General features: G+C 71.2%; 19 protein-coding genes. 12 read left to right on the plus strand and 7 right to left on the minus strand.

Translation table 11 applies throughout. From position 1 onward, the window contains the following. The first annotated feature begins 16 nt into the window (after positions 1-16). Both QFZ58_RS21470 and QFZ58_RS21475 read left to right on the plus strand, forming a co-directional pair. A complete protein-coding gene (locus tag QFZ58_RS21470) occupies positions 17-313 on the plus strand; it encodes a DUF4229 domain-containing protein (protein ID WP_307126528.1) in 297 nt (98 codons plus the stop codon). 410 nt (positions 314-723) lie between these two features. Continuing rightward, positions 724-2,079: a dicarboxylate/amino acid:cation symporter gene (locus QFZ58_RS21475; protein ID WP_307126529.1), complete on the plus strand. Its 1,356-nt coding sequence runs from the start codon at positions 724-726 to the stop codon at positions 2,077-2,079. A gap of 67 nt (positions 2,080-2,146) precedes the next feature. Here QFZ58_RS21475 and QFZ58_RS21480 read toward each other — a convergent pair whose 3' ends face one another. After that, complete coding sequence (locus QFZ58_RS21480; protein WP_307126530.1) at positions 2,147-3,349, minus strand: alpha/beta hydrolase; 1,203 nt, start codon at positions 3,347-3,349, stop codon at positions 2,147-2,149. Between the two features lie 232 nt (positions 3,350-3,581). Between QFZ58_RS21480 and QFZ58_RS21485 the strand changes: the two genes are divergently transcribed. Beyond that, positions 3,582-4,202 (plus strand): TetR/AcrR family transcriptional regulator, encoded by a 621-nt coding sequence (locus QFZ58_RS21485; protein WP_307128943.1) that lies wholly within the window; start codon positions 3,582-3,584, stop codon positions 4,200-4,202. A gap of 9 nt (positions 4,203-4,211) precedes the next feature. Here the strand turns inward: QFZ58_RS21485 and QFZ58_RS21490 are convergent, their stop codons facing one another. Together QFZ58_RS21490 and QFZ58_RS21495 are read right to left on the minus strand one after the other, a co-directional pair. Continuing rightward, entirely contained in the window at positions 4,212-5,060 is an 849-nt protein-coding gene (locus QFZ58_RS21490) for a MaoC/PaaZ C-terminal domain-containing protein (RefSeq protein ID WP_307128944.1), read from the minus strand. Positions 5,061-5,064: 4 nt separating this feature from the next. Beyond that, positions 5,065-6,384: a 3-oxoacyl-ACP reductase gene (locus QFZ58_RS21495; RefSeq protein WP_307126531.1), complete on the minus strand. Its 1,320-nt coding sequence runs from the start codon at positions 6,382-6,384 to the stop codon at positions 5,065-5,067. Between the two features lie 76 nt (positions 6,385-6,460). Between QFZ58_RS21495 and QFZ58_RS21500 the strand changes: the two genes are divergently transcribed. The 5 genes from QFZ58_RS21500 to QFZ58_RS21520 all read left to right on the plus strand — a co-directional run bounded on the left by QFZ58_RS21500 (position 6,461) and on the right by QFZ58_RS21520 (position 14,278). Beyond that, on the plus strand, positions 6,461-7,738 hold the full coding sequence (locus QFZ58_RS21500; protein ID WP_307126532.1) for an acetyl-CoA C-acetyltransferase: 1,278 nt from the start codon (positions 6,461-6,463) through the stop codon (positions 7,736-7,738). A 257-nt stretch (positions 7,739-7,995) separates the two neighbouring features. Next, a complete protein-coding gene (locus QFZ58_RS21505) occupies positions 7,996-9,924 on the plus strand; it encodes a long-chain fatty acid--CoA ligase (RefSeq protein WP_307126533.1) in 1,929 nt (642 codons plus the stop codon). A 242-nt stretch (positions 9,925-10,166) separates the two neighbouring features. Then, the gene (locus tag QFZ58_RS21510; protein WP_307126534.1) at positions 10,167-11,735 is read left to right on the plus strand and encodes an APC family permease; all 1,569 of its coding nucleotides are present in this window, start codon (positions 10,167-10,169) and stop codon (positions 11,733-11,735) included. Between the two features lie 77 nt (positions 11,736-11,812). Beyond that, positions 11,813-12,658: a TIGR03619 family F420-dependent LLM class oxidoreductase gene (locus QFZ58_RS21515; RefSeq protein WP_307126535.1), complete on the plus strand. Its 846-nt coding sequence runs from the start codon at positions 11,813-11,815 to the stop codon at positions 12,656-12,658. A 135-nt stretch (positions 12,659-12,793) separates the two neighbouring features. Then, positions 12,794-14,278 carry a penicillin-binding protein 2 gene (locus QFZ58_RS21520; protein WP_307126536.1) on the plus strand — a complete coding sequence of 495 codons (1,485 nt, stop codon included), beginning with the start codon at positions 12,794-12,796 and terminating at the stop codon, positions 14,276-14,278. 59 nt (positions 14,279-14,337) lie between these two features. Here QFZ58_RS21520 and QFZ58_RS21525 read toward each other — a convergent pair whose 3' ends face one another. Both QFZ58_RS21525 and QFZ58_RS21530 read right to left on the minus strand, forming a co-directional pair. Further along, positions 14,338-15,510, minus strand: a complete 1,173-nt coding sequence (locus tag QFZ58_RS21525) for a hypothetical protein (RefSeq protein ID WP_307128945.1) — start codon at positions 15,508-15,510, stop codon at positions 14,338-14,340. Positions 15,511-15,688: 178 nt separating this feature from the next. Further along, positions 15,689-16,360 (minus strand): HAD family hydrolase, encoded by a 672-nt coding sequence (locus QFZ58_RS21530; RefSeq protein WP_307128946.1) that lies wholly within the window; start codon positions 16,358-16,360, stop codon positions 15,689-15,691. A gap of 151 nt (positions 16,361-16,511) precedes the next feature. Here QFZ58_RS21530 and QFZ58_RS21535 point away from each other — a divergent pair, with 151 nt between their 5' ends. Continuing rightward, a complete protein-coding gene (locus tag QFZ58_RS21535) occupies positions 16,512-19,094 on the plus strand; it encodes a bifunctional FO biosynthesis protein CofGH (RefSeq protein ID WP_307126537.1) in 2,583 nt (860 codons plus the stop codon). 114 nt (positions 19,095-19,208) lie between these two features. Here the strand turns inward: QFZ58_RS21535 and QFZ58_RS21540 are convergent, their stop codons facing one another. Continuing rightward, complete coding sequence (locus QFZ58_RS21540; protein WP_307126538.1) at positions 19,209-19,583, minus strand: MerR family transcriptional regulator; 375 nt, start codon at positions 19,581-19,583, stop codon at positions 19,209-19,211. Positions 19,584-19,643: 60 nt separating this feature from the next. Between QFZ58_RS21540 and QFZ58_RS21545 the strand changes: the two genes are divergently transcribed. The 3 genes from QFZ58_RS21545 (at position 19,644) to QFZ58_RS21555 (ending at position 22,755) form a co-directional block, all read left to right on the plus strand. Further along, positions 19,644-20,735 carry an alkene reductase gene (locus QFZ58_RS21545; RefSeq protein WP_307126539.1) on the plus strand — a complete coding sequence of 364 codons (1,092 nt, stop codon included), beginning with the start codon at positions 19,644-19,646 and terminating at the stop codon, positions 20,733-20,735. Positions 20,736-20,824: 89 nt separating this feature from the next. Continuing rightward, positions 20,825-21,298, plus strand: a complete 474-nt coding sequence (locus tag QFZ58_RS21550) for a carboxymuconolactone decarboxylase family protein (protein WP_307126540.1) — start codon at positions 20,825-20,827, stop codon at positions 21,296-21,298. Positions 21,299-21,639: 341 nt separating this feature from the next. Further along, on the plus strand, positions 21,640-22,755 hold the full coding sequence (locus QFZ58_RS21555; protein ID WP_307126541.1) for an ADP-ribosylglycohydrolase family protein: 1,116 nt from the start codon (positions 21,640-21,642) through the stop codon (positions 22,753-22,755). 138 nt (positions 22,756-22,893) lie between these two features. Here the strand turns inward: QFZ58_RS21555 and QFZ58_RS21560 are convergent, their stop codons facing one another. Next, positions 22,894-24,474, minus strand: a complete 1,581-nt coding sequence (locus QFZ58_RS21560; protein WP_307126542.1) for a sodium:solute symporter family protein — start codon at positions 24,472-24,474, stop codon at positions 22,894-22,896.

Below are 24,474 nucleotides of genomic sequence, written 5' to 3' on the forward strand. Positions count from 1 at the left end.
TAGAAAGAGGTCAGCCGTGTCCGCTGCCAAGCCGAGCGCCACGATCCGGTACACCGCGCTGCGCGTGCTGATTTTCGTCGGCTGCTTCTTCGTCGCCGGTGTCGCGGTCCACTTCGGCCTGCTGCCCGCCGGAGCCGGCGGCTCCAACGCGGTCTGGGTCATCCTCCTCGGCCTGCTCCTGTCGGCGCCCCTCAGCTACGTGCTGCTGCGCAAGCAGCGTGACGAGATGTCCGCGCAGCTGATCTCCACGGTCGACCGGACCAAGGCCCGGCTCGAGGCCAACCGCACGCGCGAGGACAGCGTCACCCGGTAGGCGCCGCGTAAGGTTCCTCACACCGCACCCAGTACACACCGGACCCCGGTACCGGAGCAGCCGCTCCCGTGCCGGGGTTCCGGCGTGTGCGGGCGCGGGCGTGTGCGGGTTCCGGTGCGGGCGGGCGGTCACGATCAAAGCAGACCTTTGAGGTTCCCAAAGTTCAAGTGTTAACGTATTCGACATGAACGCTGCAGCGCGCCCCCTTGACGCCATGAGCCCCCCGCTCGTGGCGCGCCTGCATGTCGATCTCTGCCGCTGTATGTCCGCGGTCTGTTGCCGCAACGTCTGAACCGGCATCATGCAGCGGCGCCGCCCTTGACGCGGGCGCCGCACCCCCGTCCCCGTTCGACCGCACGACCGTACGTCTGTCCTCGTACGTCCCGCTGCGTCCCCTCAGGAGTGTGTCCGTGTCCGCGAATTCCGCGCCCCCAGCCGCGACCGACGCCGGCAAGCCGTCCGGCTCCGGCTTCCGCCTGCCCAGCGTCCCGTTCTGGGCCCAGATAGTCGCCGGTCTCGTCCTCGGTGTCCTGCTCGGCTGGCTCACCCGCAGCCAGGACATCGGCTGGCTCTACACCACGCTCGACAAGGTCGGCCACATCTTCGTCCAGCTGCTGAAGCTGGCCGTCGCGCCCCTCGTCTTCTTCGCGATCATGGTGTCGATCACCAACCTGCGCAAGGTCAACAACGCCGCGAGGCTGGCCACCCGCACGCTGCTCTGGTTCATGATCACCTCGTTGATCGCGGTCGCGATCGGCCTCACGATCGGCCTCGTCACCAACCCGGGCGCCGGCACCGGCCTCACCCCCAAGGACGGTGCCAAGCCCGAGAACGCCGGCTCCTGGCTCGACTTCCTGACGGGCATCATCCCGAAGGACGTCATCACGCCGTTCACCGAGCTGAACGTCCTGCAGATCGTCTTCATGGCCGCCGTCGCCGGTATCGCCGCGCTCCAGCTCGGTGAGAAGGCCAAGCCCATCCTCACCCTCAGCGAGTCGATCCTGGAGCTCCTCCAGAAGGCCCTGTGGTGGGTCATCCGCCTCGCTCCCCTCGGCACCGTCGGCCTCATCGGCTACGCCATCGCCGACTACGGCTGGGACCTGATCGGCAAGTACGCCACGTTCACCGCCGACGTCTACATCGGCTGCGCCCTGGTGCTGTTCGGCGTCTACCCGCTGCTGCTCGCCACGGTCGCCAAGGTCAGCCCGCTGCAGTTCTTCAAGGGCGCCTGGCCGGCGATCCAGCTGGCCTTCGTCTCCCGCTCCTCGGTCGGCACCATGCCGGTCACCCAGCAGGTCACCGAGCGTCTCGGCGTCCCGAAGGAGTACGCCTCCTTCGCCGTCCCGTTCGGCGCCACGACCAAGATGGACGGCTGCGCCGCGATCTACCCGGCGCTGGCGGCGATCTTCATCGCGCAGATCTTCGACGTCCAGCTCGGCATCGGTGACTACGTCCTGATCGCGTTCGTCTCGGTGATCGGCTCGGCGGCCACCGCCGGTCTCACCGGCGCCACGGTCATGCTGACCCTCACCCTGTCGACGCTGGGCCTCCCGCTGGAGGGCGTGGGCCTGCTGCTCGCCATCGACCCGATCCTGGACATGATGCGCACCGCCACGAACGTGGCAGGTCAGGCGCTGGTCCCGGTGATCGTCGCGGCGCGCGAGAAGATCCTCGACCACGACGCGTACAACTCGGCGTCGGCCTCTCCGGTCGACGAGGCCGAGACGCGCGACGCGGAGCCGAAGGGCGTGCCCGTCGCCGCGTAGCGGACACGACGGCCCCAGGAGCGCCCCCGGACATCCGTCCGGGGGCGCTCCGGCGTTCTCCGGTCCGTCAGGGCCGGTGGAAGACGACCTCGGGGTTGCCCTGGGTGGGGCCGTCCAGCAGGGGCTGGTGACGGCCGCGCAGGTGCTGGTCGAGGAAGGCGCCGACGTAGTCACGGGTGATCCGGACCTGCCGGTCGGTGGAGAGCGTGACCGTGGGGTCCAGCGTCACCCCCATCAGGTCCTCCAGTACGGGGACGTCGGTGAAGCTGGAGTGGCCGGAGCCCTCGACGCGGATCCAGCGTTTCCAGCCGTCCAGCCGCTGCCAGCCCTGGTCCCAGGAGGTGTCCCCGCCGCCGGGGGAGTGGGGCGCGCTGCCCAGCATCATGAACGGGCGCCGGCCGAGGCCTGAGGCGGGAATGCGCTCCATGAACGTGCCGTCCATGTTGATCCCCGCGTCGAAGCGCGGGTCGGCGAGCATCGCCGAGGCGGCCGCGCTCCCGCCGATGGAGTGGCCGGTCACGGCGACCCGGCGCCGGTCGACCATGCGGGAGTTCTTCCAGGCGGGACGGTGGCCGGTCAGCCGGTCCAGCACGAAGGAGAGGTCGGCGGCCCGGCCGGTGGAGACGAGCCTGCCCAGCTCCTCCCGGGCCTCCTCGGTGGGCGCGGACTCCAGCCTCTCGCAGGCCACGCAGGTCAGGAGCCGGCCGTCGGGCAGTTCCGTCCCGGCGGACTCGTAGGCATGGTCCACGCTCGCCACCACGTAACCGCGGCTCGCCAGGTCCTCGGCCAGCGAGGTCACCGTCGCCCGGGGGTTGCCGAACCCCGGGGAGAGCAGTACCAGGGGGAAGCGCCCGGGTGCCGTCCGGGCGCCGGTGCGGGCGTGGGTGCCGAGCGAGCTGAGCGTCGCCGGTGGCACGGTGCCTTCCAGCCCGGCGCCGGCCAGCACCAGCCGGGCCTCCTCGGTGCTCATGTACGGAGCGGTGGAACCCGCCCGCCCGGTGCGGGCGGGGTAGTACAGCGACACCATCAGTTCGCGGTCCCCGGCGGCGGGCACCCAGGGGTCGGTGCGCGCGTGGTCGGTGAGGTGCAGCACCTCGGTGCCGACGGCGTACGGGCCGGTCGGGCTGGGCAGTCGGGACGTGACGGCGGCGGGCGCGGCCGGTGCGGACGCGGGGGCGGACAGGGCCTGTGCGGTGGTGACGGGCGCGGCCAGCAGGAGCATGGCCGAGAGGGCGGCGACGGCCGTCCGTCTGCGGAGTCTCATCGTCATGTCAGGGACACTAGGCGGCGGTATCGGGCGCGGGCATCGGTCCCGAGGGCGACACCGGGGGCGACCGTGGTCGTACGGGACGTCCCCCTGAGGGTGGGGCGACTACCGGCCGCCGTGGCCGGGCCGCGTCCCTTCCGTACGACGGTGGACGGGACCGCGCCGTAGTCTTACCGAGGAGTAGCGCAGTGGGGGCGGGAGGGAAGTCGACGTGAGTGCAGTGAAGAGCAAACGCATGCCGCGCGCCGTGCGGGAGCAGCAGATGATGGACGCCGCGGTGCGGACCTTCGGGCAGCGCGGCTACCGGGCCGCTTCGATGGACGAGATCGCCGAGCTGGCCGGAGTGTCCAAGCCGTTGGTCTATCTGTACCTGAACTCCAAGGAGGAGCTCTTCACCGCCTGCATCCGGCGCGAGGCGAAGGCGCTGGTGGAAGCGGTACAGGCCTCGGTGGAACCGGGGCTGCCGGCCGACCGGCAACTGTGGGCCGGACTGCGCGGGTTCTTCACGCACACCGCGGAGCATCCGGACGGCTGGGCCGTGCTGCACCAGCAGGCGCGGGCGCAGGGGGAGCCGTTCGTCAGTGAGGTCGGGGTGCTGCGGGAGGAGATCGTTGCGTTCGTGACGGGTCTGATCGCGGCGGCCGCCCGCGAGGCGCACCACGATCCCGCGCTGCCCGACCGGGATGTGGCCGGGCTCGCGCAGGCGCTCGTGGGGGCCGCGGAGGCACTGGCGGGGTGGGCGAACGTCACCCCGGGTGTCTCGGCCAAGGAGGCGGCGGCCACCCTGATGAACTTCTCCTGGGCGGGCCTGGAGAACCTCATGCACGGACGCGGCTGGCAGCCTCGGGGGAACTGACCCGGAGCGTCAGCCCTCCCGTGTCATCCGGCCCGTGAGGTGGACACGGCCGGCGCCGCGCACCTCGAAGGCGGAGCCGGCGGCGGCGTACGTCACGGTGGCGGGCAGCAGGACGGGTGCCCTGAAGTCGGCCCGTACCGTACGGATCCGGCCGGGCGCGTCCGTCCCGGCCTCGGCCAGGCAGCGGGCGACGGTCCACATGCCGTGCGCGATGTGCCGGGGGAAGCCGAACAGCCGTGCCGGCAACGGGTGGAGGTGGATGGGGTTGCGGTCGCCCGAGGCGGCGCCGTACCGCCGTCCGAGGTCGCCGGGCAGACGCCATTCGGCGACGGCCGGCAGCTCCTCACCGCTCGCAGGGGTGGCCGTCCCGCCGGTCCGCGCGGAGGCCGGTGCGCAGGCTCCTCCGGTCGCGTGCCGGGACAGATAGCCGCTTCGCGACTCCCAGACGAGCTCGCCGGCCAGCCGTGCCTCGGTCACCATCGTGACCTCGGTCCCCCGCCGATGGGGCGTCAGTGTCTGCGCGTACACGGTGATTTCCGGGGCGTCCGCCGGACGCATCGGCCGGTGGCCGGTGATCTCGATCCAGGTGTGGACGAGCCCCAGCACCGGAAGCGGGAAGGCGCGGCCCGCCATCACCCGCATGGCGGGCGGGAAACCCAGGACGTGCGGGTAGGTCAGCGGCAGCACGTCCGGTCCGGTGAAGCCGCAGATCCTGTTGTACGAGGCGAGGCGGCCGGGGTCGACGCGCGCGGGCGGGAGCACCACCCGGGTGGAGGGGAGCGTGGCGCCGGAACGTCCCGCCCGCTTGAACGGCGAGGTGACTGCCCCGCGTACGAGGGTGACGGTCAGGCCGGTCACGGCGTCACGCACCCAGCAGGCTCTGGCCGCAGACCCGCACGACCTGGCCGTTGACGGCGCTGGAGGCGGGCTGGGCGAGCCACGCGGTGGTCTCGGCGACGTCGACCGGGAGTCCGCCCTGGGACAGGGAGTTCATCCTGCGGCCGGCCTCGCGGACGAGGAGCGGGACGGCTGCCGTCATCTTCGTCTCGATGAAGCCCGGTGCGACCGCGTTGACGGTGACGCCGTGGCCGGCGGCGGCGCGTGGGGCCAGGGAACGGACGAGCCCGATGATGCCCGCCTTGCTGGCCGCGTAGTTGGTCTGGCCGTTGTTGCCCGCGATCCCGGCTATGGACGCGGTGGCGACTATTCGTCCGCCGCGGCGGACGGTGCCCGCCTCCAGGAGCGCGTCGGTGGTGCGCAGGACGCTGTTCAGGTTGACCTCCATGACCGAGGCCCAGCGGTCGGCCGGCATGTTGGCGAGCCTGCGGTCGCGGGTGATGCCCGCGTTGTGGACCAGGACGTCGAGACCATCAGATGCGGTCGCTGCGATCAGGCCGGCCGCGTCGGGTGCGGTGATGTCGAGGGCCAGGGCGGTCGCTCCGAGGCGGTCGGCGGTACGGACCAGGTCCTCCCGGGCCTGGGGCACGTCCAGGCAGATCACCTGGGCGCCGTCCCTGGCCAGGACGGAGGCGACGGCGGCCCCGATGCCCCGGGCGGCCCCGGTGACCAGCGCCGTGCGGCCGGCCAGCGGCGCCGCCCAGTCGGCGACCGGGTCCGGGGCCGTGCCGTCGAGCTCGATGACCTGGCCGCTGACGTACGCGGACCGGGGGGACAGCAGGAAGCGGAGCGTGGACTCGGCCGATGCGGCGGCCCCGGGGGCGATGCGCAGCAGCTGGACGGTGGTGCCCCTGCCGATCTCCTTGCCGAGCGAACGCACGAATCCTTCGAGGGCCTGCTGGGCCGCCGCCTGGTGGTGGTCGCCGGCGGACGGCGGTGTGCCGAGAACGACGACGCGCCCACCGGCGGCCGACGACCGCACGACGGGGTGGAGGGCGGCGTGTACGTCGCCGAGTCCGGTGACGGTGGTGATTCCGGTCGCATCGAGGACGATGGCCGCCGGACGCTCCGCGCGCTCGGTGACCTTCAGCCCGGTCGCGGCGAGTACCGCGCCGAGTGTCCCGGGGTGGGCGGACGCACCCGCTGTGAGGTGCAGCAACGGCCCGTCCAGCGTGGGCGTCCCCACCGTCCACCGTCGCAGCGGGGCGGGTTCTGGAAGGCCGAGCCTGCGGGTCAGCAGGCGGCCGGGTGCTGTGCCGGTGAAGCGGAGATAGCGATCGGCCATTGTCCGGACTCCCTGCTCGGTCGTAGATTTACTCCAGAGTAAGGTTACTCAAGGGTCAGGAGCTGGTCGAGATGAGTTGGTCGAGTTGATTCCCCTCGCACTTCCGCAGCCGCGCCGGGTCGCCGTCATCGGCGGCAGCCGCATCCCGTTCGCCCGCTCCGACGGCCCGTACGCGCGGGCCTCCAACCAGGAGATGCTCACCGCCGCGCTGGACGGGCTGGCCGAACGGTTCGGCCTGCGCGGGCAGCAGGTCGGGGAGTTCGTGGCCGGAGCGGTCCTCAAGCACAGCCGGGACTTCAATCTGGCCCGCGAGACCGTCCTGGGTTCCTCCCTCGACCCGCGCACCCCGGCGTACGACATCCAGCAGGCGTGCGGCACCGGCCTGCAGGCCGTCGTCGCCGCCGCCAACAAGATCGCGCTGGGTGCCGTCGACTCGGCTGTCGCAGGCGGTGCGGACACCACGAGCGACGCACCCCTGGGCGTCAACGACCAGCTGCGGAGGATCCTTCTGGAGGCCCGCCGGGCGAAGTCGGCGGGTGGCCGGCTCAAGGCGCTGGCGGCCGTGCGCCCCCGTCACCTCGTCCCGGACATCCCCCGCAACTCCGAGCCGCGCACGGGCCTCTCGATGGGGGAGCACGCCGCTGTCACCGCCCGGAAGTGGGGGGTCGGCCGCGAGGAGCAGGACCTGCTGGCGGCCACCAGCCACCAGCGGCTCGCCGCGGCGTACGAACGCGGCTTCCTGGACGACCTCGTCGTCCCCTTCCTCGGCCTGGAACGCGACCAGAATCTCCGTCCCGGCTCCACGGCCGGGAAACTCGCCACGCTGAAGCCGGTGTTCGGCACGGACCACCCCGACGCGACGATGACCGCGGGCAATTCGACCCCGCTCACCGACGGCGCGGCCACCGTGCTGCTGGCGAGCGAGGAGTGGGCGGCGGATCGCGGGCTGGAGCCGCTGGCGTATCTCTCGCTGTACGAGACGGCAGCCGTGGACTACGTGAACGGCGAGGACGGGCTGCTGATGGCGCCCGCGTACGCCGTACCGCGCTTGCTGGAGCGGGCCGGGCTCACGACGGCGGACTTCGACCTCTTCGAGATCCATGAGGCCTTCGCCTCACAGGTCCTCGCCACACTGGCCGCCTGGGAGAGACAGGGGCTGGCACCCGTCGACAGGGCCAGACTGAACGTGGCCGGTTCCTCCCTCGCCACCGGGCACCCCTTCGCCGCGACCGGCGCGCGCATCGTGGCGACCCTGGCCAAGCTCCTGGCAGAGCGGGGAGCCCCGGGTCGCGGCCTGATCTCCATCTGTGCGGCGGGCGGCCAGGGCGTCACGGCCGTCCTGGAACGCCCCTGACGGCAGGGCCTCCGAGTGAGTCAGGATCAGCGTGGGAGTCAGGATCGGCCCGGACGCACCGAACCCCGGGCACCCGCCGCTCCCCGCCTGACGCCGACGACGCCGACGACGCCCGCCGATCACGCTCGACACCCGACGGCACCCGACGCCGCCGGCCACGCACGACGCACGTGTTCTACCCCGCGCACCCAGCAGCCGCACCGGCGCCGGACCCAGGGACGGGACCGCCGCCGGCCCCCTTGTCGAGGAGCCGCCCCGTGTCCACGCCCGCCTCTGCCGCCGTGCCCCCTCCGCCCGCCGCGCCCACCGTCCCGATCCTGGTCGAGCCGGCCAGGACCCGAGGGGCGGACGGCACCGTGCGGGAAGTGTCCGTTCCCCTGTTCGCGCCGACCGTCCGGCGAGGGTCACTCGCCGAGATCCCCTACGACAACGCGCGCGAGGCCCCGACCGAGGCCGTCCTCAGCCGTGAGCAGGCCGACGGCAGCTGGCAGGACGTGAGCGCCGCCGACTTCGCCACGGAGGTCCAGGCCGTCGCCAAAGGGCTGATAGCGGAGGGCCTCCAGGCCGGTGACCGGGTCGCGATCATGGCGCGTACGACCTACGAGTGGACGCTGCTCGACTTCGCCTCCTGGGCCGCCGGGCTGGTCACCGTGCCCATCTACCCCACCTCGTCCGCCTTCCAGACCCGCTGGATACTCCAGGACTCCGGGGCGGCGGCCTGTGCCGTGGAGAGCAAGGAGCAGGGCCGGATGGTCAGCCAGGAGCGGCAGCAGCTCGCCGGCCTCACCCATCTCTGGCAATTCGACGCGGGTGTCATCGGCCGGCTGAAGGAGCTGGGCACGAACATCCCCGACGCGGTCGTCGCCGCCCGCCGCGCCACCCTGGAACCGCACACCCCCGCCACCATCATCTACACCTCGGGCACCACAGGCCGCCCCAAGGGCTGCGTACTGACCCACGGCAACTTCTTCGCCGAGGTCGACAACGCCATCGAGCTGCTCCACCCCGTCTTCACCTCGGTGTCCAAGTACCCCGCCTCCACCCTGCTGTTCCTCCCCCTCTCCCACGTGTTCGGACGGATGGTCGCGATCGGCTGCATGCGCGCCCGGGTCAGGCTCGGGCACGCGCCGTCCATCCGGACCGAGGACCTGCTGGCGGACCTGGCCGGCTTCAAGCCGTCCTTCCTGCTGGCCATCCCCTACGTGCTGGAGAAGGTGTACAACACCGGCCGGGCCACCGCGGAGAAGATGGGCCGCGCCTCCTCCTTCGACCGTGCCGCCCGCATCGCCCAGCGCTACGGCGAAGCGGTCGAGGCCGCCGAACACGGTACCGGCCCCGGTCCCGGCCTCGGGCTGCGCGCCGCCCGCGCCCTCTACGACCCTCTGGTCTACCGCCGCATCCGGGCCGCTTTGGGCGGGCGGGTCCGGTACGCGATCTGTGGCGGCTCCCCGCTGGGGCACCGGCTCGCCGCGTTCTACGCGGGTGCGGGCATCCAGATCTTCGAGGGCTACGGCCTGACGGAGACCACCGCCGCCGCCACGGTCACCCCACCCCTCAGGCCCCGCCTGGGCACGGTGGGCTGGCCGCTGCCGGGCACGGCCGTGCGGATCGCCGACGACGGGGAGGTCCTGCTCAAGGGCGGCCAGGTCTTCCAGGGCTACTGGGACTCGGAGCGTGGCGAGGCCGTTCCGTGCCTGGAGGACGACTGGTTCGCGACCGGCGACCTGGGCGCGCTCGACGAGGACGGCTACCTCACCATCACCGGCCGCAAGAAGGACGTCATCATCACGTCCGGCGGCAAGAACGTCACTCCGGCCCCGCTGGAGGACTGGCTGCGGGCGCACCCACTGATCAGCCAGTGTCTCGTGGTCGGTGACAACCGCCCCTTCGTCACCGCCCTGATCACCCTGGAGCCCGACGGGCTGGCGCACTGGCGCAGGATGCGGAAGAAGGAGGGCGTCCCCCTGCCCGAGCTCGTCCGTGACGACGAGCTGCGTGCGGTGCTGCAGCGTGCGGTCGACGAGGCCAACCGGCTGGTGTCGCGCGCCGAGTCCATCCGTGCGTTCACGATCCTGCCGGAGGATTTCACCGAGGAGAACGGGCACCTCACGCCCTCCCTGAAGGTCAAGCGGGACGCGATCACCCGGGACTTCGCGGCGGAGATCGAGGAGCTGTACCGCGGGTGACCGGAGAGGGCCCGAAGGTGGCCGAAAGATGACGTCGGTAAATTTTGAATCGGGTGAAAACGGACAGGGGTGCGATTACCGTACGTCATCCTTCGCGCCCCTGAGGTGTCAATTGCAAGGTGGTGAGCATCAAGGGCCTTCGATGCGGTGAGTAGTTTGTTGATCTGGTCTGCCAACTCAAGGGTGAGACAGCGGAGTCTCACCCTCCGGATGTGGATATCGCAGCGCATACCGTCCTCTTCATGACTCAGCTGGATGCGCGGCCACAGGCCGGAGACACGGTAAGGGGAGACGCCCCGGCCGACGGCGGTGTACGCGAGAAGGGGCTCGGCGGGAACTCCGTCGGACTGATGGGCAGCGCCGTCATCGGCGTCTCCACCGTCGCCCCCGTGTACTGCCTCACCTCCACGCTCGGCTCCACCGCCGGTGAGGTCGGCGTGCAGATGCCCGCCGTGTTCCTGGCCGGATTCCTGCCGATGCTGCTGGTGGCCTTCGCCTACCGGGAGCTCAACAAGGTCATGCCGGACTGCGGCACCTCGTTCACCTGGACGGTCAAGGCCTTCGGGCCGCGCCTGGGCTGGATGTGCGGCTGGGGCCTGGTCATCGCGACGATCATCGTCCTGTCGAACCTGGCGGGCGTCGCCACCTCCTACTTCTGGCTGCTGGCCGGCGAGGTGTCCGGGAGCGACTCGGTCGCCGCCCTGGACGACAACAAGGCCGTCCACATCCTCACCTGTCTCCTGCTCATCGCCGTGGCGACGGCGATCAGCTACCGGGGGATGACGGCCACCAAGAGCATCCAGTACGCCCTCGTCGGCCTGCAGCTCGTCGTCCTCGCCGTGTTCGTCGTGATGGCGGTGCAGAAGGCGGGCAGCGGTGACTTCTCCGGCTCGTCGCTGGACTTCTCCTGGTCCTGGCTGAATCCGTTCGCCGTCCAGTCCTTCGCCGCCTTCACGGCCGGCCTCTCCCTCTCGATCTTCATGTTCTGGGGCTGGGACGCCTGTCTCACCGCCAACGAGGAGACCACCGGCAGCGAGAAGACACCGGGCCGCGCCGCGCTCATCGCGATGGTCGTCCTGGTCGGTTCCTACCTCGCCACCGGCATCGCCGCCCAGATGGCCGTCGGCTCCGGTGACTCGGGGCTCGGCCTCTCCAACCCGGACACCTCCGACAACGTCTTCGCCGCCCTCGCCGGCCCGGTCATGGGCCCCGGCCTCGGCATCCTGCTCTTCCTGGCGGTGCTGGCGTCGGCCGCCGCGAGCCTGCAGACCACGTTCATCCCGGTGGCGCGCACGGTCCTGGCGATGTCGGCCTACGAAGCCCTGCCCGCCTCCTACGCCCGTGTCCACCCCCGCTTCCGGACCCCCGGCAAGGCCACCGTCGTGGCGGGCGTCGCGACCGGTGTCTTCTACACGGTGATGACGCTGGTCAGCGAGCACGTCCTGGTCGACACGATCTACGCCCTCGGCCTGATGATCTGCTTCTACTACGCGCTGACGGCCTTCGCCTGTGCCTGGTACTTCCGCGCCGACCTGACCAGCTCCGCACGCGATCTCGTCTTCAAGGGCCTCTTCCCCGTCGTCGGCGGCATCCTGCTCACCGCTGTCTTCGGCAAGACCCTGTACGACATGTGGGACCCGGCCTACGGCTCCGGCTCGTCCGTCCTGGGCGTCGGTTCGGTCTTCGTCATCGGAGTCGGGCTGCTGCTGCTCGGCGTGGTACTGATGCTGGCGATGCAGCGCCGAAGCCCGGCGTTCTTCCGCGGCGAGGTGCTGACGAAGGAGACCCCCGCGCTGGTCGTCCAGGACTGAATCTCGGCCGACGCTCCGATCCGCCCGCCGCACGGCATACGTTGGGACCGCCACGGACGACGACGGAGGTGCCCTTCATGCGGATCGCCACAACGATCTTCCTCACCGACGGGACGATCACACCGGTACGGCTCGCGCGAGAGCTCGAACAGCGGGGTTTCGCCGGGCTGTACCTGCCCGAGCACACCCACATCCCTGTGGGCCGGGAGACCCCCTACCCGGCGGGCGGTGAGCTTCCGGCGGAGTACGGCCGCACCCTCGACCCGTTCGTCGCCCTGGGCCAGGCCGCGGCGGTCACCGAGCGGCTGGAGCTCGGCACCGGTGTCACGCTGGTCGCCCAGCACGACCCCATCGACCTGGCGAAAAAGGCCGCCACGCTCGACCACCTCTCGGGCGGCCGGTTCACGCTCGGCGTCGGTCTGGGATGGAACGTCGAGGAGGCCGCGGACCACGGCGTCCACTGGCCGACCCGGCGTTCGCTGGTCCGGGGGCGAATGGCCCTGATGCGGGCCCTGTGGGCGGAGGAGCCGACGGCGTACGAGGGTGAGTTCGGCTCCGTCCGGGCGAGCCACGCGTACCCGAAACCGGTACGGAAGCCCCGAGGCCCGGTCAGTGGCCCGCGCACCCTGATCGGCGGGACGGCGGGGCCCAAGCTGTTCGACCAGATCGCCCAGGACGCCGACGGCTGGCTGCCCATCGGAGGGCGCGGCCTCGCGGATTCCCTGCCGCGGCTGCGCACCGCCTGGGAGCAGGCCGGCCGGGACCCGGAGCAGCTCCACGTGGTGCCGTACGCGGTGGTGCCCGATCCGGGCAAGCTGGCGTACTACACGGACCTGGGGATCTCGGAGGTCGTCCTTCAACTGCCCCCGGCCGAGGAGGCGGAGGTGCTGCGCGCGCTGGACGCGTACGCGGCGTATCTGTGAGGAACCTGTGGCCGGGACGTGCCGGTGGTGATCTTCCGGTGCGGCTATCGACGCTAACATCGCCTCCATCACCTCCGGACATCGATGGTGCGGCCCGTGTGCCTGTGTGCCCGGCTGCCTGGGAGCGGGAGCACGATGAACAGGCCGTTGCGGCACATAGCCATCTTCTGCGGGCTCTTGATGCTGGCCCTGCTGGTACGCACCAACTGGCTCCAGTACGCCAGGAGCGAGGAGCTCGCCACCCACGAGCACAACCGGCGGGTCAAGATCACCCAGTTCGCGACGCCGCGCGGCGACATCATCGTGAACGGCAAGGCGATCACGGGGTCGAAGGAGGTCGAGGGGACCGACTTCAAGTACCAGCGCACGTTCAAGCAGGGCGCGATGTACGCACCCGTCACCGGCTACGCCTCCCAGGCGCAGGGCATGTCCCTCCTGGAGAAGACGTACGACAGCATCCTCAGCGGCCAGGACGAGCGCTTCGCCTTCCGGCACGCCAAGGACATCCTCACGGGTGAGGAGCGGCGCGCCGGCGATGTGATCACGACCATCGACCCCAAGGCCCAGGAGGCGGCCTACAAGGGTCTGACCGACCTCGACGCACGGGGTGCGGTCGTCGCCCTCGACCCGAAGACCGGAAAGGTCCTCGCCCTGGTGTCGACGCCCTCGTACGACCCATCGGTCTTCGCCGGCAACTCCTTCAAGGAGGGCGACAAGTTCCAGGCGCTGGTCGACGACAAGGGCAAACCGCTGGCCAACCGCCCGCTGCGCGAGACCTTCCCGCCCGGCTCCACCTTCAAGATCCTCACTGCCGCCGCGGCCCTGGAACACGGCGTCGTCACGGACGTCGACGCCCGCACCGACGCGGCGTCCCCCTACCCGCTGCCGCTGTCGAGCAGCAGGATCAGCAGTGAGGCGGGCGACGCGACCTGCAACAAGGCGTCGATGAAGACGGCCATGCAGCACTCCTGCAACAACGTCTTCCTGGACGCCGCCCTCAAGGTGGGCGACGAGGGGATGCGCGAGACGGCCGAGAAGTTCGGCTTCAACGAGGACGTCTACTCCGACGCCTTCGGCGACATGCTCGCGACGAGGAGTCTCTACCCCGAGTCGCTGGACAAGCCCGGCACCGCCCTCACCGGCATGGGCCAGGGCAGCCTCACGAGCACCCCGATGCAGATGGCGATGGTCACGGCGGCCCTCGCCAACGACGGCAAGCTGATGCAGCCGTACATCGTCGACGAGCTGCGCGGCCCGGACCTGTCCACCCTGGAGAAGAACGAGCCGCAGCTCAAGAGCCAGGCCGTCTCCGAGGAGACGGCGAAGAAGGTCCAGGAAATGATGGAGTTCACCGCCGCGGAGGGCAGCGCGAGGCGCGCGCTGATCGACGGCGTGACGGTGGGCGGCAAGACGGGTACGGCTCAGCGCGGCGACGACGTGAGCAAGGAAGTCCCGTACGGCTGGTTCGTCTCGTACGGCAAGAAGGCGGACGGCCAGTCGGTGGCGGTCGCCGTGTTCATCGACCCGACGGCGATGGACATCTCGCGGTCGGACATCTCGGGTGGTGGCCTGGGTGGCCCGATCGCGAAGAAGGTCATGGAGGCGGTGCTGGGCGAGTAGGCAGCCACCCGAGGGACGAACGGCCCCCGCCCGGACACGTGCCGGACGGGGGCCGTCCGTCATCCGAGGGGACGGTCCGGCAGCTCCGCGGGCGCCGGCGCGGCGGGCGGTACGGCGGGCGTGGGGCCGGCGGTCTCCGTGCGCCCTCCGGACAACCGCAGGGTCACGACCGTGGTGAGGCCGGCCACCAGGCCCCATGTCAGGGCGGCGGGGACGCCGTTGCCGAGGGCGCCGGACAGGTACTGCCACCCCCAGCGCATGCTCGAGTCCGCTCCGGTCACCGCTGTCTGCACCAGTTGGTTCGCCAGCAGACCGACGACCGTCGCGCAGACCGCGCCGACCGCCATGGCCGGCACGGTGGCCCGGGTGAGCAGGACGGGCAGCTGACGCAGCGCCCACCACACCACGGCGAGCAGCAGCACGTCGGCGACGCGGTACAGGAGCCAGTGGCCGAGCGCCCCGTCCGCCGGGGCCGACCAGCCGCCGAGCAGCAGCCACGTGCGCAGCAGGTCGCCCGGTTCGGTGAGCAGCCGTCCGGACAGGGAGACCCTCTGGAGGGATGCGGCAACCGACTCGTAGGACAGGACCACCGAAGACAGTGCGACCACGGCGGTACCGGCGGCGGCGGCCAGGCGGGCCGCGCGCACCGGCACGGCACCCAGGGGCAGTTCGCCCGCACCCTTGGCGGTGATCCGCGCCAGGGGGACGACGACCGCCGCTGTGACGAGCGAGGCCACGACGGTGATCTGCTGCCCGGAGGAGGCCATGCTCGCCAGCTGGGGCAGGAAGCGGTAACTGCCGCGCCCGTGCGAGGCGATCAGCCACGGCGCGGAGATCACCGACGCCAGGGCCCCGGCCACCATGCCCCAGGCCCACACCACGAGCAGGGCGGCCGGCATCCTTCTGCCCACCGGCGGCAGCCTGCGGACCAGGAGCAGCGCCCCGGGGACGAAGAAGGCGAAGACCGCGGCGAACCTGATCTGCATTCCGGTCTCGTGCAGCGACCGGTAGCGCTCGCCGCCCGGCATGTCGGCGCCGAACAGGAGGGAGTCCGAGGGATCGTACGACCAGGGGGTGAGCCAGTACTGGAGGTCGGCGACCGTCCGGCCGCCGAGCGCGTCGGTGGCGCCCTGGAGATGCAGCGCGTTCGCGCTGGCCCCCGCCCACCACAGAAGCACCGTGAGCAGCAGCCCTCCGGCCAGCGCCGGTATCGCCGCGCGCCGGTATGTCATGTTCTTCCCCCGCTGTGCTCGCATACCCCGCCAGTCCTCTGACGGTCGGAGGCTACGGGGCGCTGATCACGCGACGGTCACGGGCGTCCGCGGTGCGCCGACGGGCCCTCCGCCGGCCGAAACGCGCGTCGTCGTCAGCCCGCCTGCGGGACCTGCGCCGCCACGTCCGATGTGCGGCTCAGCGTGTCAGTTCGGGGGCCCTCGCGCCGGCGGGTTCGGCGAGCAGTCCCGGCAGGTCGGTCAGCGCGTTGATCCGCCAGTCCGCCGTCTCCGTGACGTCCGCGTGGTCGGCCCACCAATGGCCGTACGGGCCGCGGCGGATGTGGGCCGCCCGCAGGCCCGAGGACTTCGCCGGAAACAGGTCGTCGGCCGGGTGGTCTCCCACGTACAGGGTGGCGTGCGGCGGAGCGTCCGAGACGGCCAGTACGCGCGCGAAGAACTCCGGGTCCGGTTTGGTCACCCCCCACTCCTCCGAGGTGACCACCAGGTCCGCCGGCAGGTCCAGTGCCCGTAGCAACTCACCGGCGCGGCGGCTCCGGTCGCCCGCCACGACGACACGCAGGCCGAGCGCGCGCAGCTCCGCCAGCGCCGGGCGGACGTCCGGGTAGAGGTCCGTCTCGTCCAGGTACTCGCCCCGGCCGGCCGCCGCACGGGCGTGGTACGCCTCGGTGACGTCCATGCCGGGACGCAGGATGCCCAGCGCGTCGGCGCTGTCCCGGCCCTGGGCCACCGCGGCGCCCACGAGTGCGCTGACGGTGTGCGGCGGGACCCCGAGCCAGTCGGCCCAGGACGCCCAGTGGCGGTCGTCGCGCACGAGGGTTTCGCCGATGTCGAAGACGATCGTTTCCATCACCTCTCCGACCCTACGGTGCAATCGGGGCATAACGTCCAAGGCGCCAGGGGGGACCGGCGGGCCGGTCCGTCCTGAGGCGCCGGGCCGGCCGTCCGTGGCGGACAGAGGTCCTGGTCCGGGCGAGGTGGGGCGCTCGTATGCTCGGTTCATGACCGATCCTCAGCGCGGACGCCCGACCACCAACTCCATGCGGCGGGCCCTCAAGCGGGCCCGTGACGGAGTCGCACTCGATGTGACCGAGGCCGCCGTCCTGCTCCAGGCGCGCGGCGACGACCTGACGGATCTCGCCGCGTCAGCGGCCCGGGTGCGGGACGCGGGACTCGACGCCGCGGGACGGCCCGGAGTGATCACGTACTCCCGCAAGGTCTTCATCCCCCTGACCAGGCTGTGCCGCGACACCTGCCACTACTGCACCTTCGTCACGGTCCCCGGGAAGCTCAGGCGCGCCGGCCACGGCATGTTCCTGTCCCCGGACGAGGTCGTCGACATCGCCCGCAAGGGCGCCGCGATGGGCTGCAAGGAAGCGCTGTTCACGCTCGGCGACCGGCCCGAGGACCGTTGGCCCGAAGCGCGCGAGTGGCTGGAGGCCGAGGGGTACGACGACACCCTGGCGTACGTACGGGCCATGTCGATCCGGGTGCTGGAGGAGACGGGGCTGCTCCCGCACCTCAACCCCGGGGTGCTGACCTGGACGGACCTGCAACGGCTGAAGCCCGTCGCGCCGTCCATGGGCATGATGCTGGAGACGACGGCGACCCGGCTGTGGTCGGAGAAGGGCGGCCCCCACCACGGGTCCCCGGACAAGGAACCGGCCGTCCGGCTGCGTGTGCTGGAGGACGCGGGGCGGTCCAACGTCCCCTTCACCACCGGCATCCTCATCGGGATCGGCGAGTCGTACGAGGAGCGCGCCGACTCCCTCTTCGAGCTGCGCAGAACGGCCCGCGCCTATCACGGCCTCCAGGAAGTCATCGTCCAGAACTTCCGCGCCAAGCCGGACACCGCGATGCGGGGGATGCCGGACGCCGAGCTGGAGGAGCTGGCCGCCGCGATCGCCGTGGCCCGCCACGTCCTGGGACCCTCCGCCCGCATCCAGGCCCCGCCGAATCTCGTCGACGCCGAGTACGCCCTTCTGATCGGCGCGGGCATCGACGACTGGGGCGGCGTGTCACCCCTCACCCCGGACCATGTGAACCCCGAGCGGCCCTGGCCCCACATCGACGAATTGGCCGCGAAGACCGCCGAATCCGGCTTCGAGCTGCGGGAACGGCTCACCGTCTACCCCGAGTTCATCCGGCGCGGCGAGCCCTGGCTCGACCCGCGCCTCCTCCCGCACGTGCGGGCGCTCGCCGATCCGGAGACGGGCCTGGCGAAGGAGGGCGTGATCCCGGCCGGGCTGCCCTGGCAGGAGCCCGACGAGGGCTTCGCCGCCTCCGGCCGCACCGACCTGCACCGCACCATCGACACCGAGGGCCGCACCGGTGACCGGCGGAACGACTTCGACGAGGTGTACGGCGACTGGGAAGCCCTGCGCGAGGCCGCCGCCCCCGGCATGGTCCCGTCCCGCATCGACACCGACGTACGCCAGGCACTGAGCCAGGCCGCGGACGATCCCACGAAGCTCACCGACGAGCAGGCCCTCGCCCTGCTCCACGCGGACGGCCCCGCGCTGGACGAACTGTGCCGGATCGCGGACGCGCTGCGCCGTGACGTGGTCGGTGACGACGTCACCTACATCGTGACCAGGAACATCAACTTCACCAACGTCTGTTACACCGGCTGCCGCTTCTGCGCCTTCGCCCAGCGGCGTACCGACGCCGACGCGTACACCCTCTCCCTCGACCAGGTGGCCGACCGTGCGGCCCAGGCCTGGGACGTCGGCGCCGTCGAGGTCTGCATGCAGGGCGGCATCCACCCGGACCTGCCCGGCACCGCGTACTTCGACATCGCCCGGGCCGTGAAGGAACGCGTACCGGGGATGCACGTCCACGCCTTCTCGCCGATGGAGGTCGTCAACGGCGCGACCCGCACCGGCATGTCCATCCGCGACTGGCTGACCGCCGCGAAGGAAGCCGGCCTCGGCTCGATCCCCGGCACGGCGGCGGAGATCCTCGACGACGAGGTCCGCTGGGTCCTCACCAAGGGGAAGCTGCCGACGGCCACCTGGCTGGAGGTGGTCAGGACGGCGCACGAGACGGGCCTGCGCTCCTCCTCCACCATGATGTACGGCCACGTCGACCAGCCCCGCCACTGGCTCGGCCACTTCAGGACACTGGCCCGGCTCCAGCAGGAGACCGGCGGCTTCACCGAGTTCGTCACGCTGCCCTTCATCCACACCAACGCACCGGTCTACCTGGCGGGCATCGCCCGTCCCGGCCCCACCGACCGCGACAACCGCGCCGTCACCGCGATGGCGCGTCTCCTGCTCCACCCGCACATCACCAACATCCAGACCAGCTGGGTCAAGCTCGGCACGGAGGGTGCGGCACAGATGCTGCGCTCGGGAGCCAACGACCTGGGCGGCACGCTGATGGAGGAGACCATCTCCCGGATGGCGGGGTCGAGTTACGGTTCGTACCGCTCCGTCCAGGATCTTGTCGCCATCGCCGACCTCGCGGGCCGCCCGGCGAGGCCGCGCACGACGCTGTACGGCGAGGTCCCGGCCGAGCGCGTCACGGCCGCGGCGGCGTCGGACGGGCATCTGCCGGAGCTGCTCCCGGTGCTGGAGGGCTGACGGCCGGGGGGCTGGCCGGACCGCAGGCGGAGCCCGGGAGCGGTACGGCTCGGGCCGGGCGGAACCCCCTCGACCCGGGCGCGCCCCGGGGAAGGGCCCGCGTCACGCCCGGGCTCAGCCCCCGGGCGCGTCCTGGCCCTTCGCCGTGGTGATCACGTCGTCCAGCACGTCACGCGAGCGCAGCAGTTCGCCGATCATCCGGTTGATGCGGTCGCGCTCCACCGAGAGGTCCTCCACCAGGCGCGGGGTGGCGATCGATGACGGGCCGCCGTCCACGTCCCGCACACAGGGCAGCAACTGGGCGATCTTCGAGCTGCACAGCCCGGCCGCGTAGAACTCCTGGATGCGGATCACGCGGTCGACGGCCCCGGCCGGGTAGTCGCGATGCCCGCCGGGGGTACGGTCGGCCGCCAGCAGCCCCTGGGTCTCGTAGTAGCGCAAGGAGCGCTCACTCACGCCCGTACGCCGGGCCAGCTCGCCGATCCGCATGGGACTCCTCGTCCTCCCGCACTTGAACCTGACACCGGTGTCAATTCTTACCGTGCAGGCATGACGAACGCAGCCGCATCCCCGAAGCTCTTCGAGCCTTTCGCCCTCGGCCCCCTCACCCTCCCCCACCGTCTGGTGATGGCACCGCTGACCCGGAACCGTGCCACGCCCGACGGAGTCCCGACCCCGCTGATGGCCACGTACTACGCACAGCGGGCCTCGGCCGCGCTGATCATCGCGGAGGCCTCCACACCGAACGCGGAAGGGCAGACGTACCCGAACATCACCGCGATCCACAGCCCGGCCCATGTCGCAGGATGGCGCCAGGTCACCGAGGCGGTGCGGGCGGAGGGCGGCCGGATGTTCCTCCAGATCCAGCACGGAGGGCGCGTCGGTCATCCTGACACCAGTGGGCTGACACCCGTGGCCCCCTCACCGATCGCGCTGCCCGAGACGATCCACACCCCTGGCGGGCGCCGGCCCTCGGTCGTCCCCCGTGAGATGACGGCCGAGGACATCAGGAACACCGTGGCGGACTTCGCCTTCGCCGCCCGTAACGCGATCGACGCGGGCTTCGAAGGGGTCGAGGTGCACAGCGCCAACGGCCACCTGCTCCATCAGTTCATGGCCCAGGGGACCAACCGGCGCACCGACGGCTACGGCGGCTCCGTGGCCGGCCGCATCCGCTTCGCGGTCGAGGTGGTGGAGGCCGTCGTCGAGGCGGTCGGCCCGGAGCGGGTCGGCCTGCGCGTCTCGCCGGCGTACACGGTCAACGGCATCGACGAGGGCGACACCGAGGAGCTCTACCCGGCCCTGGTCGCGGCTCTGGCCGCTCACCGTCCGGCGTATCTGCACGTGGTGCGCGCGGACCCCGATCAGGCCGTCTTCCAGCGGATCCGGAAGGACTGGCCCGGCACTCTGATCGCGAACCCGGTGCTGCCCGCGGACCGCATCCCGGCCGACGGCGGCATCGCCCGGGCCGAGCGGCTCCTGGCCGCCGGTGCCGATCTGATCGCCCTCGGCCGCCCTTTCCTCGCGAATCCCGACCTGGTCCACCGCGTGCGCACCGGGGCCCCGGTGAACCAGGTCAGGAACGCCTACCTGATGTACGTGGGCGGCGAGACGGGCTACACGGACTATCCGGCCCTGTGAGACCCGCGTCACACCTCCCCGATGTCACATCGCGAGGGGCCGCGTCCGTCGAAGGGGTGTACGCATCAGCATCGGCAGGGGAGTGCACCATGGACGCTCGTTTGAACCTCTTCGGAAACCAGCTCGCGGCCAAGGTCGTGAAGCACATCAACTCGGCGGGCAAGGTGGTCACGGATTCGGGGCTTCCGGCCGCGACACAGGAACTGGTGAAGATCCGGGCCAGCCAGATCAACGGCTGCGGGTTCTGCACCGACATGCACACCAAGGACGCCACACACGCCGGCGAGACGGCGACACGACTCAACCTGGTCGCGGCGTGGCGCGAGGCCACCGTCTTCACCGACGCGGAGCGCGCCGCGCTGGAGCTGGCGGAGCAGGGGACCCGCATCGCGGACGCGGCCGGGGGCGTCACGGACGAGGCATGGGCGAACGCCGCCAAGCACTACGACGAGGAGCAGCTCACCGCCCTGGTGGCGCTCATCGCTCTCATCAACGCGTACAACCGCGTGAACGTCATGGTCCAGCAGCCCGCAGGTGACTACCAGCCCGGCCAGTTCGGCTGACGAGCCGCACGTGCCGCTGCCGGGACCGCCGGTGCCGGCAGCGCGCGCGAGGCGCGTCGCCGGCACCGACGGTCCCGAGGACCGCACTCGAGACCGTCTCGGGTGCCGTCTCGAGTGCCGTCTCGAGTGGCCTTTCCGGCCGGCCTCACAAAGAATCCGGAAGGTCATCACAGGAAATCCGCGCGCTTCTCCCGGAGAACTTCCGGAAATCGTGAGGAATGCCGTTCAACAGTGCTCCCGCGCGCTAGTCCGTACATACTGTTCCGGCCCCGAACCGGCCCTTCCCGTTCGATTACAGTGCTTGCGCAGTCGCACACGGTAGGTCGGACGGAAGGGGCACGGTGAGCACAGGGACCACAACTGTCTGGGGCCGTGCCGAGCAGCAGGACTTCCGCAGCCGGGTACGGGGCTCCCTGCTGGGCGGTGCCATCGGTGACGCGCTCGGTGCCGGCGTCTCCGGCCTCACCCTGGAGGAGATACGGGCCGTCCACGGTGTGGACGGGGTCGCCGACTTCGTCGCCGGGCAGGCCGGACGCGGGGCCGTCACCGCCGTCACCCAGCTCACCCTGTTCACCGTGGACGGTCTGATCCGGGCCCAGGTGCGCCGTGACACGGGTGCCTGGCACCCGCCCACCGACGTGCACCGCGCCCACCTGCGGTGGGCGGCCACCCAGAGTGCCTGGGGGCCCGACGAACGCCGGGCGGACAACGGCTGGCTGGCCTGCGAGGAGTGGCTGTACGCCCGCAGGGCCCCGACCCGGGAGTGCCTGGTCGGCTTCGGCGACGCGACGATGGGCACCCTCGCCGTCCCCAAGAACCCGGCCGCACGGGATTCCGCCGCGCTGACCCGCTCCGCGCCCTTCGGGCTGCTCGTCGGCTGGGACCCGCAGCTCGTCCTCCAACTGGCCGTCGAATGCGCCGCCCACACCCACGGCCATGCCACCGCACAGCTGGCGGCGGGCGCTTTCGCCCTCCTGGTCCACGGGCTGGCCCGCGGCGAGACCCTGGACGGTTCGGTCCAGCACGCCCTCGCGCTTCTCGCGGAACGCCCGGGCAGCGAGCAGGTCACCGATGCACTGCGGCAGGCACTCGGCTCCGTACGCCAGGGCATTCCCGGCCCCGCCCTCATCGAGGCACTCGGCGACACCGACTCCGCGGAGGAGGTCCTGGCCGTGGCGCTGTACTGCGCCCTGGTCGGGGAGGACGTACGGCACGGCCTGCGGCTCGCCGTGAACCACTCGGGGCCCTCGGCGGCCACCGGGGCCGTCTGCGGCACCCTGCTCGGGGCGATGCACGGCGAGACGGCACTCCCGCCCGCGTGGCTCGCCGAGCTCGAAGGGCGCTCGACCGTCCTCGAACTGTCCGACGACTTCGCGATGGAGATGACCCAGGGGCCGGCCCTGCACAGCCCGACGGCCGTCGCTCCTGGCTGGCTGGCCCGCTACCCGCGGGGTTGAGGACCGGACTGAGGGGTGGGGAACGCGGACGGACGTGGGCGGGCACCGCCGTGCCCGCCCACGTCCGACTCCGTGCGTGTCCTGTCCGTCCGCGCCACCACGCCACGCGAATGCGCGCGTTCTACGCGGGTGCGCAGGTCAGTCCTTCACCCCCTCGGGAACCACCGTGCCCTCCGGACCGGACTGCTGGGCCGGAACGGCGGCGGCGGAGCCGCCCGCAGGGCCCTCGTCGTCCGTGTTGATCCGCTCGATGAGCGCGTCCCGCTCCGGGGTGTCCTCCGGCTTGATGTAGCCGATCACGATGTAGAGCACGAGGGAGATCGCGAGCGGCAGGGCCACCTGGTACTGCAGCGCCACGTCCGTCTTCACCGAACCGTCGAAGTTGTAGTTGGTGAAGTAGAAGGCGAGCAGGCCCGCGGCCCAGCTGGTGAGCGCCGCCGTCGGGCCCGACCTGCGGAACCCGCGCAGCAGGCCCAGCATGAACGGGATCGCGATCGGGCCCATCAGGCCGGCCACCCACTTGATGACGACCGAGATGATGTCCTTGAACGCCGGGGAGTTGATCTGGGTCGCCAGGGCCATCGACAGACCGAGGAAGGCGAGCGTGGACAGCCGCGCGGCCAGCAGACCGCTGCGGGCGTTCCAGTTGCGGGCCGCCTTGGAGAAGGCCGGGGCGATGTCCCGGGTGAAGACGGCGGCGATGGCGTTGGCGTCGGAGGAGCACATGGCCATCGTGTGCGAGAAGAACCCGACGACGACCAGGCCCAGCAGACCGTGCGGCAGCAGCTGCTCGGTCATCAGGGCGTAACTGTCCGACGCGTCGGGCTTCTTGGCCTCGACGAGCAGCGGGGCGACCCACATCGGGAAGAAGAGCACCGTCGGCCAGACCAGCCAGAGAATGGCGGAGAGCCGGGCCGAACGGGTCGCGGAGCGCGCGGAGTCCGTGGCCATGTAGCGCTGGGCCTGGTTCCACATGCCGCCGTTGTACTCGAAGGTCTTGATGAAGAGGTACGCGAGCAGGAAGGTCACCGTGTACGGGCCGGCCGTCGGGTCCGTGTGGCCCTCGGGCAGCTTGTCCCAGACCGTCCACAGCGAGCTGAAGCCGCCCAGCTTGCTCATCGCGATGACCAGCATGGCGACACCGGCGAAGAGCTGGATGATGAACTGCCCGAGCTCGGTGAGCGCGTCGGCCCACAGCCCGCCGACCGTGCAGTAGACGGCGGTGATGGCGCCCGTGATGAAGATGCCCTGGGTGAGGGTGATGCCCGTGAAGACGGAGAGCAGCGTGGCGATGGCCGCCCACTTGGCACCGACGTCCACGATCTTCAGCAGCAGACCGGACCAGGCCAGCGCCTGCTGTGTCTGGATGTTGTAGCGGTTCTTCAGGTATTCGAGTGGTGAGGCGACGTGCAGTCGCGAGCGCAGCCGGTTGAGCCGGGGTGCGAAGAGCTTCGCACCGATGCCGATGCCTATGGCGATCGGCAGCGACCAGGTCACGAAGGACGTGACGCCGTACTGATACGCGATACCGGCGTAGCCGGTGAACATCACCGCGCTGTAACCGGACATGTGGTGCGAGATGCCCGACAGCCACCACGGCATCTTGCCGCCGGCCGTGAAGAAGTCGCTGACGTTGTCCACGCGCTTGTGCGACCAGAGTCCGATCGCGACCATCACACCGAAGTAGCCGATGAGCACGGCCCAGTCGAGACTGTTCAT

The sequence above is a fragment of the Streptomyces sp. B1I3 genome, from assembly GCF_030816615.1.
Lineage (GTDB): Bacteria > Actinomycetota > Actinomycetes > Streptomycetales > Streptomycetaceae > Streptomyces.